Below are 14,515 nucleotides of genomic sequence, written 5' to 3' on the forward strand. Positions count from 1 at the left end.
CGCCACCGCCCCCGAAACAGACAGAAAAGCAAAGAAAGACCATGACCTTCCGCGACCTCGATCTCGTGGTGCGCAACGCCCGCGTTGCCACCGCCAGCGACACCTTCGATTCGGACATCGGCATCGCCGGCGGCCGCATCGTGCAGCTCGGCCTCGGCCTGCCGCCCGGCCGGCAGGAGATCGACGCCGCCGGCCGCTACGTGACGCCGGGCGGCGTCGACGCCCACTGCCACCTCGACCAGCCGATGGAGCCACCCGTGCGCATGGCCGACGACTTCGGCTCCGGCACCCGCGCCGCCGCCTGCGGCGGCACGACCACCGTGATTCCGTTCGCGGCGCAGCAGAAGGGCCAGTCGCTGCGCGCCGCCGTGCAGGACTACCACCAGCGCGCGGAGGGCCGCGCCCACGTCGACCACGCCTTCCACCTGATCGTGAGCGATCCGACCGAGGAAGTGCTCAAGCACGAGCTGCCGCAGCTCATCGCCGAGGGCTACACCTCGTTCAAGATCTACATGACCTACGACGATCTGAAGCTGGACGACGGCCAGATCCTCGACGTGCTGTCGGTGGCGAGAGAGCAGGGCGCGATGGCCATGATCCATGCCGAGAACGCCGACTGCATCGAGTGGCTGACCAAGCGGCTCGAAGCCAGCGGGCGCACCGCGCCGCGCTTTCATGCGCATTCGCGGCCGATGCTGGTCGAGCGCGAGGCGACGCACCGCGCCATCGCGCTGTCGGAGCTGGTCGACGTGCCGATCATGATCGTGCACGTGTCGGGGCGCGAAGCCGTCGAGCAGATCCGCTGGGCGCGCGCGCACGGCCTGAGCGTGTTCGCCGAAACCTGTCCGCAGTATTTGTTCCTGACCGCCGAAGACCTGGGCATCGACGACAGTTACCAGGGCGCGCGCTGTGTCTGCAGCCCGCCGCCGCGCAACCGCGAGAACCAGCAGGTGATCTGGAACGGGCTGTCCGACGGGCTGTTCACGATCTTCTCGTCGGACCATGCGCCGTTCCGCTACGACGCGCCCGAGGGCAAGAAGCCCGGCGGCGAAGAGGTCGCGTTCCGCCACATCCCGAACGGCATTCCGGGCATCGAGACGCGGCTGCCGCTCCTGTTCTCGCACGGCGTGCTCGACGGGCGCATCACCATCAACAAGTTCGTCGAGCTGACGTCCACCAACCCCGCCAAGGCCTACGGGCTGCACCCGCGCAAGGGCACGATCGCCGTCGGTGCCGATGCCGACCTCGTGGTCTGGGGCACCACGCCGCGCGCCATCCGCAACGCCGACCTGCACCACGACGTCGACTACACGCCCTACGAGGGCATCGAGGTGAAGGCCTGGCCGGCGCTGACGCTGGCGCGCGGCGAGGTCGTGTGGGACGGCGAACGCTTCCATCCGCGCGCCGGACGCGGAGAATTCCTGCGCCGGGGCGAGCCCACCTTGCTGCCGAGCCGCCGACCCGCCTGAACCTGGAGCCATCGCCATGAACCTGCTGCTCATCAACCCCAACACCTCGCAAAGCGTCTCCGACCTGATCGCGGCCGAGGCCCGGCGTGCAGCCGCGAGCGACACGCACATCGAGGTGCTCACGGCGCCCTTCGGCGTGGCCTACATCGAGACCCGCTTCGAATCGCTGATCGGCGCCTACGCGGCCGCCACGCTCGCGGCCGAGCACCACACGCGGCACGACGCCATCGTGGTCGCGGCCTTCGGCGACCCCGGCATCGACGGCCTGCGCGAGGCGCTCGACATCCCCGTGGTCGGCCTCACCGAAGCCGCGCTCATGAGTGCGTGCCTGCTGGGCAAGCGCTTCTCGATCGTCGCGATCTCGCGGCGCATCACGGCGTGGTACCGGGAGTGCGTGCAGGCCAACGGCCTCATCGACCGGTTGGCGAGCATCCGCAGCCTGGACGGTCCGCTCAAGGACATCGGCCATGTGCAGGACGACCACGGCCAGCGCCTGGAGGCCCTGTGCATGTCGGCCATCGAGGACGACGGCGCGGACGTGATCATCATTGCCGGCGCGCCGCTGGCGGGGCTGGCGCGCTCCATCAAGGACCGCATTCCGGTGCCCGTGGTCGACGGCGTGTCGAGCGCCGTGTGCCATGCGCAGACGCTCGTGTCGCTGGCACCCGCGCCGGCGCGCCTGGGCAGTTTTGCGCCGCCGCCGATCAAGCCGAACCACGGGCTGCCCGAGGCGCTGGCGCGGCTCCTGGCACGCGACGGCGCCCGCGCGCCAGGCTGAGGCGGTGGGCCCCGTGGCGCTCTGCAGCCTCGAGGGGGCGTCGATAGAATCGGCGCCGATGCCCACCAAAGCCCCAGCCCGCAAGACCAGCGCGAACGGCGCGACTGGCGCCACCGGCACGACCGGTGCCACCCCTGTCCGCGAACACAGCGTCGATGAGATCGCCGAGAAGATCTCGGCCGCCATCCTGGAACACCGTCTCGCGCCGGGCACGAAGCTGGGCGAAGACCGGCTGGCCACGATCTTCGCGACCAGCCGCGCCAAGGTGCGCGAGGTGCTGGCCCGGCTGGCGCACGAGCAGATCGTCGAGCTGGTGCCGCAGCGCGGCGCCTTCGTCGCCAAGCCCACCATCGAGCAGGCGCAGGACGTGTTCGAGGCCCGCCGCCTCATCGAGCCCGGCGTGCTGCGCCGCCTCATCCGCACGCTCGACGACGCCAAGCGGGAGCGCCTGCAACGCCACATCGAGCTCGAGGCCGATGCACGGCGCCGCGACGACAAGCGTGCCATCGTGCGGCTGTCGGGCGAGTTCCATGTGCTGCTGGCCGAGCTGGCCGGCAATTCGGCGCTGGCGCGTTCGATGCGCGAGCTGTCGGTGCTGACCTGCCTGATCATCTCGCTGTACGACGCCCCCACGGCCACCAGCTGCCGCGCCGACGAGCACGAGGAGATCGTCGCCGCCGTGAACCGCGGCGACGCCGCGCGGGCCGAGAAGCTGATGCTGCATCACCTCGACCACATCGAGCAGAGCCTGAAGCTGGACGACAGCGCGGAAGAGGTCGATCTCGAAAGCGTGTTCAGCTGAACCGGAGGAGGTCGGGCAACGGCATGCCCGATGTCCGCAAGGCACAGGCAGACCCATTGCGGGTGCCCAACAAACAAAAAGCCCCAGCAGCTTGGCAGCTACTGGGGCATCGTTTTGGCGGAGCAGGCGGGATTCGAACCCGCGGAGGGCTATTAACCCTCACACGCTTTCCAGGCGTGCGACTTAAACCGCTCATCCACCGCTCCTGAGCCCACGATTGTAGCGCGGGTTTTCAGCCGTTTTCAGGTCGGGCCAGAGCTTTTACCGGTTTGGATCATGCGCATGGCCGACGAGATCAGCGCGGCCGTCTCGGTCATGTTGCTCGGCACGATGAGCGTGGTCTTGGAGTCGGCAGCCACCTTGCCGTAGGCATCGACGGCGCGCTCGGCCACCTTCAGCTGCACGGCCTGTTCGCCGCCCGGCTGGCGGATGGCGGCGGCCACGCGCTCGATGGCGTCTGCGGTGGCGGTGGCCACGGCCGTGATGGCAGCGGCTTCACCTTGCGCGTTGTTGATCTGCGCCTGCTTCTCGCCCTCGGAGCGGGCAATGAAGGCTTCGCGTTCGCCGGTGGCGATGTTGATCTGTTCCTGGCGACGGCCTTCCGAGGCGGCGATGAGCGCACGCTTGCCGCGTTCGGCGGTGATCTGCGCCTGCATGGCCAGCAGAATTTCCTTCGGCGGCGTCAGGTCCTTGATTTCGTAGCGCAGCACCTTCACGCCCCAGTTGAGTGCGGCCTCGTCGATGGCGGCCACGACCTGGGCGTTGATCACGTCGCGTTCTTCGAAGGTCTTGTCGAGCTCGAGCTTGCCGATCACGCTGCGCAGCGAGGTCTGTGCCAGCTGCGTCACGGCCACGATGTAGTTCGACGAGCCGTAGCTCGCGCGCATCGGGTCGGTCACCTGGAAGTACAGGATGCCGTCGACCTGCAGCTGCGTGTTGTCGCGCGTGATGCAGATCTGGCTGGGCACGTCGAGCGGGATTTCCTTCAGGCTGTGCTTGTAGGCCACGCGGTCGATGAACGGGATCAGGAAGTTCGGGCCGGGCGTCATGGTGCCGTGGTACTTGCCCAGGCGCTCGCGCACCCATGCGTTCTGCTGCGGCACGAACTTGACCGACTGGCTGATGAAGATGATCGCGATGACCAGGATGATGAGAGGAACTGAAAATTCCATGGTGTTGCTTCCTTTTCGAATGCGTTTTTCTGACTGACCGATTGAACTGTTAGATCTGCTAGATCTTGTCGACCACGAGGCGACTGCCGACCACCTCGACCACGCGATGCTCGCCGGTGGAGGGCGCATGGCCCGCGCGCAGCACGACGGTCCATTGCGAGCCGCGGTAGCGCACGGTGGCGGTGCCGTCGAGGTTCCAGGCATCGACGTACACGCTCTCGCCGATGTCCAGGTTGAGGTCGCGGTTGGCCTCGCTGGAGGGCTCGGCAGGGCGGTTGCGGCGGATCAGGTACCAGGTCACGACCGCGCCCACGCCGACCACGGCGGCCACCAGCAGCTGCGTGACGAGGCTGAAGCCCAGGTGCGCGGCGATGGCTGCGGCGGCGAAGCCGGCGGCCAGCAGCAGCAGGTACACCGTGCCGGACAACAACTCGGCCACGATGGCCGCGCCGGCGATCAACCACCAGAAGGTGGGATTTCCCATGGCAACTCCTCTCTTCTTTTGTTACTTGGACCTTCGCCATTCTGCGGCATGGCGCGCCATGCGCCTGTGTCGCGTAGGGATATGGCGCCCGCTGGGGCTGCTCGGGCCGGCGTGCCCGGCGGGGCTTGCAGGCGCCTGACGCAATCCGTCATCCGAATTCCGTACACTTCGCGCCTCGCTCATTGCCTGTCTGACTGCCTGTCCGGAGCCCCGCTCATGAAATTTCGCTTTCCCATCGTCATCATCGACGAGGACTTCCGCTCCGAAAACACTTCGGGCCTCGGCATCCGCGCGCTCGCGCAGGCCTTCGAAAGCGAGGGCTTCGAGGTGCTGGGCGTCACGAGCTACGGCGACCTGAGCCAGTTCGCGCAGCAGCAAAGCCGCGCCAGCGCCTTCATCCTGTCGATCGACGACGAAGAGTTCTCGGTCGGCCCCGACCTCGACCCGGCCGTGCTGAGCCTGCGCAGCTTCATCGGCGAGGTGCGTCGCAAGAACGCCGACGTGCCGATCTACATCTACGGCGAGACCAAGACCTCGCGCCACATCCCGAACGACATCCTGCGCGAGCTGCACGGCTTCATCCACATGTTCGAGGACACCCCCGAATTCGTGGCGCGCCACATCATCCGCGAGGCCAAGAGCTACCTGGAAGGCGTGCAGCCGCCGTTCTTCAAGGCTCTGATCGACTACGCCGAAGATGGCTCGTACTCGTGGCACTGCCCGGGCCACTCGGGCGGCGTGGCGTTCCTGAAGAGCCCGGTGGGCCAGATGTTCCACCAGTTCTTCGGCGAGAACATGCTGCGCGCCGACGTCTGCAACGCGGTGGAAGAACTGGGCCAGCTGCTCGACCACACCGGCCCGGTGGCGGCCAGCGAGCGCAATGCGGCGCGCATCTTCAATGCCGACCACTGCTTCTTCGTGACCAACGGCACCAGCACCAGCAACAAGATGGTGTGGCACCACACGGTGGCGCCCGACGACGTGGTGGTGGTGGACCGCAACTGCCACAAGTCGATCCTGCACGCGATCATCATGACCGGCGCGATTCCGGTGTTCATGAAGCCCACGCGCAACCACTTCGGCATCATCGGCCCGATCCCGAAGAGCGAGTTCGAGCAGAGCGCCATCAAGGCCAAGATCAAGGCCAACCCGCTGCTGGCCGACGTCGATCCGAACAAGGTCAAGCCGCGCGTGATGACGCTCACCCAGTCGACCTACGACGGCGTGATCTACAACACCGAGACCATCAAGAACATGCTCGACGGCTACGTCGACACGCTGCACTTCGACGAGGCCTGGCTGCCGCACGCTGCCTTCCACCCGTTCTACGGCGCCTACCACGCGATGGGCAAGCGCCGCGTGCGCCCGAAGGAATCGCTGGTGTTCGCCACGCAGTCCACGCACAAGCTGCTGGCCGGCATCAGCCAGGCCAGCCACGTGCTGGTGCAGGACTCGCAGAACCGCGCGCTCGACCGCGACCTCTTCAACGAGGCCTACCTGATGCACTCGTCGACCAGCCCGCAGTACGCGATCATCGCGAGTTGCGACGTGGCCGCCGCCATGATGGAGCCGCCCGGCGGCACCGCCCTAGTGGAAGAGAGCATCCTGGAAGCGCTCGATTTCCGCCGCGCCATGCGCAAGGTCGAGGAAGAGTTCGGCAAGGACGAGTGGTGGTTCAAGGTCTGGGGCCCCGAGAAGCTCGTCGACGAAGGCATCGGCCGTGCCGAAGACTGGATCATGCACGGCGAGAAGAACGGCAAGCCCAAGAGCAAGAAGTCGCCGCGCAACTGGCACGGCTTCGGCGAGCTGGCCGACGGCTTCAACATGCTCGACCCGATCAAGTCGACCATCGTGACGCCGGGCCTGGACCTGGAAGGCAACTTTGCCGAGACCGGCATCCCCGCCAGCGTGGTGACCAAGTTCCTGGCCGAGCACGGCGTGATCGTGGAGAAGACGGGCCTCTACAGCTTCTTCATCATGTTCACCATCGGCATCACCAAGGGCCGCTGGAACACGCTGCTCACGGCGCTGCAGCAGTTCAAGGACGACTACGCGCGCAACCAGCCGATGTGGCGCATCCTGCCCGAGTTCTGCCAGCAGCACCCGGGCTACGAGCGCCTGGGCCTGCGCGACCTGTGCCAGCACATCCACCAGCTGTACGCGCGCTACGACGTGGCTCGCCTCACGACCGAGATGTACCTGAGCGACCTGACGCCGGCCATGAAGCCCAGCGACGCCTTCGCCCACATCGCGCACCGCAAGACCGAGCGCGTGGAGATCGACGAGCTCGAAGGCCGCATCACCACCAGCCTGATCACGCCGTACCCGCCGGGCATTCCGCTGCTGATCCCGGGCGAAGTGTTCAACAAGAAGATCGTCGACTACCTGAAGTTCTCGCGCGAGTTCAACCTGCAGTGCCCGGGCTTCGAGACCGACATCCACGGCCTGGTGGCGCGCATCGACGAGACGGGCAAGAAGCGGTACTACGCGGACTGCGTGCGCAAGGCAAGCTGAGAGAGGAGCGTGCCCCGGTGAGGGGCACGGTCTGCGAAGGCGAGGCTAGCCTTCGCGTACGCGCATGAAGCGGGCGAATTTGGGCAACCCGCTCGGGTGCGTGCCGTTGTAGCGGTAGGTCACCAGGCTGCCGATCGGCGGCGGCTGGTCGCGCTCGGCGTCGGTCAGGCCGGTGCCGAGGCGGAAGCGCTGGCCGTCGGGCATCTCGACCATCAACGCGCCGAGCCGGCCGTGGTGCTTGCCCTTGCCGGGCAGGTGCGCGACCACGCGGGCCTCGGCGTCCTCGAAGGGCTTGACCTTGAGCAGGTCGTTGTTGCGCTCACCGCGGTACATCGACGCGCCCCGGTGCAGCATCAGGCCTTCGCCGCCCATCTTCACGGTCTTGTCGAGCAGCGCCTGCAGGTCCTCGTGCGTGGTGGCGGGCTGCTGCGGCACGGCCACCACCCAGGGCGCGTCGGTGATCGGCAGCAGTTTGCGCAGCGCCGCGAGGCGGGTGTTGAAGTCGCCGCCCTGGGCGGGCAGGTCGAACACCATGAAACGGATCTCGTGCCAGGCGGTGTCGCTGGGCGTCTGGCTGCGCACGGTCGACATCGTGTGGTTGAAGCGGCCACGTCCCGCCCACAGTTCGCCGTCGAGCGGCTGCTTGGGCAGCGAGGCGGTGAACCACGCCGGTGCCATGACGGGCTCGCCGCCACGGGTCCAGAGCTTCTGGCCGTCCCAGTAGCCGCGCACGCCGTCGAACTTCTCGCTGACCCAGTAGCCCGCGAGCGACATGCCGGGGCGGTACACCTCGGCCAGCATCAGGGCGGGCGCGGCGGCGCGTGCGAACGCGGCGCGGCCCGAGAGGGCTGCGCCCAGTCCCGCGAACAGGAGGAGGGTGCGTCGGTTCAACACGGTGGCAGGCGCTGGGAGCCGAGAGGGGAAATTACTCCGCCATGCCTCCGACCACGTTGCTGAAGCCGCCGTCCACGTAGGTGATCTCGGCGGTCACGCCGCTGGCCAGATCGCTCAGCAGGAAGGCAGCCACGTTGCCGACTTCCTCGATGGTCACGTTGCGGCGGATGGGCGAGGCGTCGGCCACGGCCGTGAGGATCTTGCTGAAGCTCTTGATGCCGCTGGCGGCGAGCGTCTTGATGGGGCCGGCGCTGATGCCGTTCACGCGCATGCCCTTCGGGCCGAGCGAGGCGGCTGTGTAGCGCACCGACGCCTCGAGCGAGGCCTTGGCCAGGCCCATGGTGTTGTAGTTGGGCAGCGCGCGCTCGGCACCCAGGTAGGTCAGCGTGAGCAGGGCCGACTTGTCGTTGAGGTAGGGCAGGGCCGCCTTGGCCATGGCCGGGAAGCTGTACGCACTGATGTCGTGCGCGATCTTGAAGCCTTCGCGCGAGAGGCCTTCCAGGAAGTCGCCGGCGATCGATTCGCGCGTGGCGAAGCCGATGCTGTGCACGAAGCCGTCGAATTTGGGCCAGGTCTGCGCGAGGTCGGTGAAGAGCTTGTCGATCTGCGCGTCGTCGCCCACGTCGCAGTCGAAAATCAGTTTCGAGCCGAAGTCTGCGGCATATTCGGTGATACGGTCCTTGAATCGCTCGCCGACATAACTGAAGGCGAGTTCCGCGCCCTGGTCGTGACAGGCCTTGGCAATGCCATATGCAATGGAGCGATTGCTCAACACACCGGTGATCAACAGTTTCTTGCCGGAAAGAAAGCCCATGAAGTTGCCTCGTGAAAATCTTGGGCAGAATTCTCGCATGCGAGGTTGGCTGCTCTGGATGTTGGCGCTCCTGGCGCTGCCCTCGTGGGCGGCGCACGGGCTGGGCATGGGTTACGAGCCCAAGTACCCGGCGTCGTTCACGCATTTCGACTACGTGAACCCCAACGCCCCGAAGGGCGGCGACCTGACCCTGTCGGCCGCCGGCAGCTTCGACAAGCTCAACCCCTTCACCTTGCGCGGCGTGCCCCCGGTGGGCATGGGCTACAGCGCCAACGGCTTCGTGTTCTCCGAGTACGGCCTGCTCTTCGACTCACTGACCACGCCGAGCGAGGACGAGCCTTTCTCGCAGTACGGCCTGCTGGCCGAAGACATCCAGCTCGCGCCCGACCGCTTGAGCGTCACGTTCCGGCTGAACCCCAAGGCGCGGTTTTCCGACGGCTCGCCGGTGCTGGCGAAGGACGTGAAGTACTCCTTCGATACCTTGCGCAGCAAGGCGGCCGGGCCGACCTTCCGTTCGTACTGGGCCGACATCAAGGAGGCCGTGGTGACGGGCGAACGCACCATCCGCTTCGACTTCGTGCGCCAGAACGCCGAGCTGCACATGATCATCGGTGGGTTGCCGGTGTTCTCCAGCGCCTGGGGCAAGGGCAAGCCCTTCGACCAGATCGTGACCGAGGCGCCGATCGCGAGCGGGCCGTACGTGGTGGACAGGGTCGATTTCGGCAAGTTCATCTCCTACCGCCGGCGCCCGGACTACTGGGCCGCCAACCTGCCGGTGCGCAAGGGGATGTTCAACTACGACACGGTGTCGTACCAGTATTTCAAGGACTCGCTCGGCGAAGAAGAGTCGCTCAAGGCCGGCGCGCTCGACGCGATGGAAGAGCGCTCGATCATCGCGTGGGTGCGCCGCTACAAGGGCCGCCGCTTCGACTCCGGCGAGCTGGTCAAGGAAGAGATCGCGCACCGCCGCTTCACCGGCATGCAGGGCCTGGCGCCCAACCTGCGGCAGCCGCGCTTCGCCGACATGCGCGTGCGCAGGGCGCTGGCGCTGGCTTTCGACTTCGACTGGCTCAACGCCCACCTGTTCTACGGCCGCCGCGGGCGCACCCAGAGCTATTTCCAGAACAGTGACGACCTCATGGCCCAGCCCGAGGTCAGCCCCGAGGAGCAGGCGCTGATCGACAAGCTCAAGACCCGGCAGCGCTACCTCGACAACACGAAGGGCGAGTTGCCGCGCCCCGACAGCAGCGGCGACACCGCCGAAGGCCTGCGGCGTAATCTCGTGAAGGCGCAGGAACTGCTCAAGGAGGCCGGCTGGACCTACCGCGACGGCGCGCTGCGCGACAAGGCCGGCACGCCGTTCGTGATCACCATCGACATCGCCGACCGCAGCTCGGGCGTGGTGCTCGCGCCGTATGCGCGCAACCTCGGCAAGCTGGGCATCCGGCTGGACTACCGCCTGCGCGACCCGAGCCTGCTGAAGAAGAAGCTGGACGACTTCGATTTCGACATGGCCATCAGCCTCGTCGGTGGCTCGTCGAGTCCGGGCAATGAGCTGTACGACGACTTCGGCTCGAAATCGGCGAGCGAGAAGGGCAGCCAGAACCTGAGCGGCATCAGCGACCCGGTGGTCGACGAGATCGTCGAGGTGATCGTCAACAGCCACGACCGCGCCTCGCTTGCCGCAGCTGCCCGGTTGCTGGACCGCTACTTGCTCCACCAGCACTACATGACCCCGATGTACTACGGCAAGCAGTATTTCATTGCCCACAAGCGAAAGCTGCGTCGCCCGGACGCGCCCTTGCCGCAGCGCCTGCTGGCGGGGTCGGCGATGCTGACGATGTGGTGGATCGAGCCGAGCGCCAAGTAAGAGAACAAGAACACGCATGGCCGCCTACCTGATCCGACGCCTCCTGCTGATCGTTCCCACGCTGTTCGGCGTGCTGCTGCTCAACTTCGCCATCGTGCAGTTCGTGCCCGGCGGTCCGGCCGAGCAGCTGCTCTCGCAACTCACCAACAAGGAGAACCGCATCTCGGGCGGTCCCACCGGCCGCACGCTCGACGCCAAGCAGGTGGCCGAGATCAAGGCGCTCTACGGTTTCGACAAGCCGGCCCCCGAGCGCTTCTGGCAGATGCTCAAGCAGTTCGCCCGCTTCGACCTGGGCAAGAGCTTCTTCCAGAGCAAGGACGTGTGGCAGCTCATCAAGGAGAAGCTGCCGGTGTCGATCAGCCTGGGGCTGTGGACCTTCTTCATCAGCTACCTCATCGCGGTACCGCTGGGCGTGGCCAAGGCCGTGCGGGCGGGCTCGCGCTTCGACTTCTTCACGACGCTGTTGGTGCTCGTCGGCTACGCCATCCCGGGCTTCGTGCTGGGCGTGGCGCTGCTGGTGATCTTCGGCGGCCAGCTGCAGTGGTTCCCGCTGCGCGGGCTGACCTCGCCGAACTGGGAGTCGCTGAGCTGGGGCGCGCGCATCGTCGACTACCTGTGGCACATCACCTTGCCGGTGACCGCCATGGTGCTGGGCAGCTTCGCGATCACCGCGATGCTCACCAAGAACTCCTTCCTCGAGGAAATCCGCAAGCAGTACGTGCTGACGGCGCGCGCCAAGGGGCTGGCCGAGCGTCAGGTGCTGTGGAAGCATGTGTTCCGCAATGCGCTGATCCCGATCATCACGGGCTTTCCGACGGCGTTCATCGGCGCCTTCTTCTCGGGCGCGCTGCTGATCGAGACGCTGTTCTCGCTCGACGGCATGGGCCTGCTGAGCTACGAGAGCGTGCTGCGGCGCGACTACCCGGTGTTCCTGGGCACGTTGTATCTGTTCACGCTGATCGGGCTGGTGACCAAGCTCATCTCCGATCTTTGCTACGTCTGGGTCGATCCGAGGGTGAAGTTTGACTGAAGCCGCCGCCGTGTCCGTGAGCCCCGGGCGCCGTGCCTGGCGCCGTTTCCGCCGCAACCCGCTGGGGTTCTGGAGCCTGCTCGTCTTCTCGGCGCTGGTGGTGCTGAGCCTGTTCGCCGACGTGCTGTCCACCGACAAGCCGCTGGTGGTGCGCTACGAAGGCCAGACCTACTTCCCCGTGCTGCGCGACTATTCCGAGAAGACCTTCGGCGGCGATTTCGAAACGCCGGCCGACTACCTGGACCCCTTCATCGAGCAGCGCATCACGCAGGGCGACAACTGGGCGCTGTATGCGCCCAACCGCTACGGCCCGGCCACGCTCAACTATTTCTCGAAGCCGCCGAACCCCGCCGCACCCTCGCACGCGAACCTGCTGGGCACCGACGAGCGCGGGCGCGACCTGCTGGCCCAGCTGATCTACGGCTTTCGCGTGAGCGTGCTGTTCGCGCTGGCGCTCACGGTGGTCGGGGTGGTGCTGGGCATCGCGACCGGTGCCGTGCAGGGCTTCTTCGGCGGCAAGATCGACCTGACCTTCCAGCGCCTGATCGAGATCTGGAGCGCGATGCCCGAGCTGTACCTGCTGATCATCTTCAGCGCGATCTTCACGCCGAGCGTGTCGCTGCTCTTGATCCTGCTGAGCCTGTTCGGCTGGATGGGGCTGTCGGACTACGTGCGCGCGGAGTTCCTGCGCAACCGCCAGATGGACTACGTGCGCGCCGCGCGCGCGCTCGGCGTGGGCAACCTGCAGATCATGTGGCGCCACATCCTGCCCAACAGCATGGTGCCGGTCGTCACCTTCCTGCCGTTCCGCATGAGCGCGGCCATCCTGGCGCTGACCTCGCTCGATTTCCTCGGGCTGGGCGTTCCGCCCGGCACGCCGTCGCTCGGCGAACTGCTGAGCCAGGGCAAGGGGAACATCGACGCCTGGTGGATTTCGCTGTCCACCTTCTGCGTGCTGGTCGTCACGCTGATGCTGCTGACCTTCATGGGCGACGCGCTGCGCGATGCGCTCGACCCCCGCAAGGCCGACAAATGACGACGATGCGCGACACGACGAAGAACCAGCCCTTGCTCGACGTGAAGGGGCTGCGCGTCGCCTTCGGCGGCAAGCCGGTGGTGCATGGCATCGACCTGCAGATCGCGGCGGGCGAAAAGCTCGCGCTGGTCGGCGAGTCGGGCTCGGGCAAGACGGTCACGGCGCTGTCGCTGCTGCGGCTGGTGCAGAACGCCGACCTCGCCGGGGTGGCAACCCTGTCGGGGGCGCAGGCGCAGCGCGGTGCGCGCGACCTGCTGTCGATTCCGGAGCGCGAGCTGCGCGGCATCCGCGGCAAGGAGATCGCGATGATCTTCCAGGAGCCGATGACCGCGCTCAATGCGCTGTACACCGTGGGCGACCAGATCTCCGAGGTGCTCGAGCTGCACGAAGGGCTGTCGGCCCGTGCCGCGCAAGAGGCTTCCGTCCAGCTGCTGGCCGACACCGGAATTCCCGAGCCGGCGCGGCGGGCGAGGTCGTATCCGCATCAGCTGTCGGGCGGGCAGCGCCAGCGCGCCATGATCGCGATGGCCCTGGCCTGCAAGCCGCGCCTGCTGCTGGCCGATGAGCCGACCACGGCGCTCGACGTCACGGTGCGCGCACAGATCCTCGAGCTGCTGGCCGACCTGCAGCGCAAATACGGCATGGCCGTGCTGCTCATCACCCACGACCTGAATCTGGTGCGCCGTTTCGCCGACCGCGTGGCGGTGATGGAGCGCGGCCACATCGTCGAGCACGGTCCGGTGGGCACGGTGTTCGAGGCGCCGCAGCATGCCTACACCCGCAAGCTGATCGACAGCCATCCGGCGCGCGACGTGGCCGAGGCGGCCGCCGATGGCGCGGCGCCGCCGGTGCTCGAGGCCCGGGCGCTGCGCGTGAGCTATCCGGTGTCGCGCCCTGGTTTTGCGGGCTGGTTCCGCAAAGGCGAGTTCGTCGCGGTGCAGGGCGCCGATTTCCGGATTGCGCCGGGCGAAACGCTGGGCGTGGTCGGCGAATCGGGCTCGGGCAAGTCGACGCTGGCGCTGGCCGCGCTCGGCCTGCTCAAGCACCGGGGCGAGCTGCAGGTGACGGGGAAGGGCTGGGCGGTGGACCGCGCCTCCGACCTCGCGCTGCGCCGCACGATGCAGGTGGTGTTCCAGGACCCGTTCTCGTCGCTCTCGCCGCGCATGACGGTCGAGCAGATCGTGGGCGAGGGGCTGCGCGTGCATGCGCCCGAGCTCGACGCCGCGGCCCGCCGGGCGCGCGCGCTCACGGCGCTGGCCGACGTGGGGTTGAGCGAGGCGCAGTTTCCCGCGCTGCTCGACCGCTATCCGCACGAGTTCTCGGGTGGGCAACGCCAGCGGCTGGCGATCGCCCGGGCGCTGATCGTCGATCCGCGGCTGCTGGTGCTCGACGAGCCCACCAGCGCGCTCGACGTGACCATCCAGAAGCAGGTGCTCGGCCTGCTGCAGCGGCTGCAGCGCGAGCGGGGGCTGAGCTACCTCCTGATCACCCACGACGTCGAGGTGATCCGCGCCATGGCGCACCAGGTCATCGTGATGAAGGACGGTGCGATCCTCGAATCCGGGCCGGCCCTGCGCGTCCTCGACGCCCCCGAGCATCCCTACACACAGAAGCTGGTGGCAGCGGCGCTACTGGAATAAAAAACGGAGACG

The 14,515-nt window shown here is 67.2% G+C and carries 12 protein-coding genes and 1 tRNA gene; 8 read left to right on the top strand and 5 right to left on the bottom strand.

Annotated features, from left to right (window positions below):
• Positions 1–41 precede the first annotated feature (41 nt).
• From hydA to AC07O4_RS05190, 3 genes are read left to right on the top strand one after another with little or no spacing between them, the layout of a single operon-like run.
• Positions 42–1,469: a dihydropyrimidinase gene (hydA, locus tag AC07O4_RS05180; RefSeq protein ID WP_307588420.1), complete on the top strand. Its 1,428-nt coding sequence runs from the start codon at positions 42–44 to the stop codon at positions 1,467–1,469.
• A 16-nt stretch (positions 1,470–1,485) separates the two neighbouring features.
• Complete coding sequence (locus tag AC07O4_RS05185) at positions 1,486–2,247, top strand: aspartate/glutamate racemase family protein (RefSeq protein WP_159271731.1); 762 nt, start codon at positions 1,486–1,488, stop codon at positions 2,245–2,247.
• A gap of 58 nt (positions 2,248–2,305) precedes the next feature.
• Entirely contained in the window at positions 2,306–3,049 is a 744-nt protein-coding gene (locus AC07O4_RS05190) for a GntR family transcriptional regulator (protein ID WP_447744332.1), read from the top strand.
• A 115-nt stretch (positions 3,050–3,164) separates the two neighbouring features.
• Here the strand turns inward: AC07O4_RS05190 and AC07O4_RS05195 are convergent.
• The 3 genes from AC07O4_RS05195 to AC07O4_RS05205 all read right to left on the bottom strand — a co-directional run bounded on the left by AC07O4_RS05195 (position 3,165) and on the right by AC07O4_RS05205 (position 4,705).
• Positions 3,165–3,255, bottom strand: a tRNA-Ser gene (locus AC07O4_RS05195).
• A 36-nt stretch (positions 3,256–3,291) separates the two neighbouring features.
• Positions 3,292–4,221, bottom strand: coding sequence for an SPFH domain-containing protein (locus tag AC07O4_RS05200; protein ID WP_093239542.1), 930 nt, complete (start codon positions 4,219–4,221; stop codon positions 3,292–3,294).
• 58 nt (positions 4,222–4,279) lie between these two features.
• A complete protein-coding gene (locus tag AC07O4_RS05205; RefSeq protein ID WP_139701638.1) occupies positions 4,280–4,705 on the bottom strand; it encodes an NfeD family protein in 426 nt (141 codons plus the stop codon).
• Positions 4,706–4,921: 216 nt separating this feature from the next.
• On the opposite strand from AC07O4_RS05205, the gene AC07O4_RS05210 reads away from it, so the two are divergent.
• Positions 4,922–7,219, top strand: a complete 2,298-nt coding sequence (locus tag AC07O4_RS05210) for an arginine/lysine/ornithine decarboxylase (protein WP_139701637.1) — start codon at positions 4,922–4,924, stop codon at positions 7,217–7,219.
• A 45-nt stretch (positions 7,220–7,264) separates the two neighbouring features.
• Here AC07O4_RS05210 and AC07O4_RS05215 read toward each other — a convergent pair whose 3' ends face one another.
• Together AC07O4_RS05215 and fabI are read right to left on the bottom strand one after the other, a co-directional pair.
• Positions 7,265–8,113, bottom strand: coding sequence for a DNA ligase (locus tag AC07O4_RS05215; protein WP_307588410.1), 849 nt, complete (start codon positions 8,111–8,113; stop codon positions 7,265–7,267).
• A 31-nt stretch (positions 8,114–8,144) separates the two neighbouring features.
• On the bottom strand, positions 8,145–8,927 hold the full coding sequence (gene fabI, locus AC07O4_RS05220; RefSeq protein WP_095745393.1) for an enoyl-ACP reductase FabI: 783 nt from the start codon (positions 8,925–8,927) through the stop codon (positions 8,145–8,147).
• 37 nt (positions 8,928–8,964) lie between these two features.
• Between fabI and AC07O4_RS05225 the strand changes: the two genes are divergently transcribed.
• Genes AC07O4_RS05225 through AC07O4_RS05240 form a run of 4 tightly spaced genes read left to right on the top strand, consistent with a single transcriptional unit; the run spans position 8,965 to position 14,503 of the window.
• Complete coding sequence (locus AC07O4_RS05225; protein ID WP_495270877.1) at positions 8,965–10,797, top strand: extracellular solute-binding protein; 1,833 nt, start codon at positions 8,965–8,967, stop codon at positions 10,795–10,797.
• Between the two features lie 16 nt (positions 10,798–10,813).
• Positions 10,814–11,827, top strand: a complete 1,014-nt coding sequence (locus AC07O4_RS05230) for a microcin C ABC transporter permease YejB (RefSeq protein ID WP_062479827.1) — start codon at positions 10,814–10,816, stop codon at positions 11,825–11,827.
• Positions 11,820–12,863 carry an ABC transporter permease gene (locus AC07O4_RS05235; RefSeq protein WP_495303923.1) on the top strand — a complete coding sequence of 348 codons (1,044 nt, stop codon included), beginning with the start codon at positions 11,820–11,822 and terminating at the stop codon, positions 12,861–12,863. Before AC07O4_RS05230 ends, AC07O4_RS05235 begins: the two co-directional genes overlap by 8 nt.
• Positions 12,860–14,503 (top strand): ABC transporter ATP-binding protein, encoded by a 1,644-nt coding sequence (locus AC07O4_RS05240; RefSeq protein ID WP_495303924.1) that lies wholly within the window; start codon positions 12,860–12,862, stop codon positions 14,501–14,503. Before AC07O4_RS05235 ends, AC07O4_RS05240 begins: the two co-directional genes overlap by 4 nt.
• The last annotated feature ends 12 nt before the right edge of the window (positions 14,504–14,515 follow it).

This window comes from Variovorax sp. GW821-FHT09D04 (genome assembly GCF_059416405.1).

Excerpts from the sequence above, each read along its gene's own strand:
- hydA (WP_307588420.1), top strand. The coding sequence starts at position 42 with ATGACCTTCCGCGACCTCGATCTCGTGGTGCGCAACGCCCGCGTTGCC.
- AC07O4_RS05205 (WP_139701638.1), bottom strand. The coding sequence starts at position 4,705 with ATGGGAAATCCCACCTTCTGGTGGTTGATCGCCGGCGCGGCCATCGTG.
- AC07O4_RS05200 (WP_093239542.1), bottom strand. The coding sequence starts at position 4,221 with ATGGAATTTTCAGTTCCTCTCATCATCCTGGTCATCGCGATCATCTTC.
- AC07O4_RS05225 (WP_495270877.1), top strand. The coding sequence starts at position 8,965 with ATGCGAGGTTGGCTGCTCTGGATGTTGGCGCTCCTGGCGCTGCCCTCG.
- AC07O4_RS05190 (WP_447744332.1), top strand. The coding sequence starts at position 2,306 with ATGCCCACCAAAGCCCCAGCCCGCAAGACCAGCGCGAACGGCGCGACT.
- AC07O4_RS05230 (WP_062479827.1), top strand. The coding sequence starts at position 10,814 with ATGGCCGCCTACCTGATCCGACGCCTCCTGCTGATCGTTCCCACGCTG.
- fabI (WP_095745393.1), bottom strand. The coding sequence starts at position 8,927 with ATGGGCTTTCTTTCCGGCAAGAAACTGTTGATCACCGGTGTGTTGAGC.
- AC07O4_RS05240 (WP_495303924.1), top strand. The coding sequence starts at position 12,860 with ATGACGACGATGCGCGACACGACGAAGAACCAGCCCTTGCTCGACGTG.
- AC07O4_RS05185 (WP_159271731.1), top strand. The coding sequence starts at position 1,486 with ATGAACCTGCTGCTCATCAACCCCAACACCTCGCAAAGCGTCTCCGAC.
- AC07O4_RS05210 (WP_139701637.1), top strand. The coding sequence starts at position 4,922 with ATGAAATTTCGCTTTCCCATCGTCATCATCGACGAGGACTTCCGCTCC.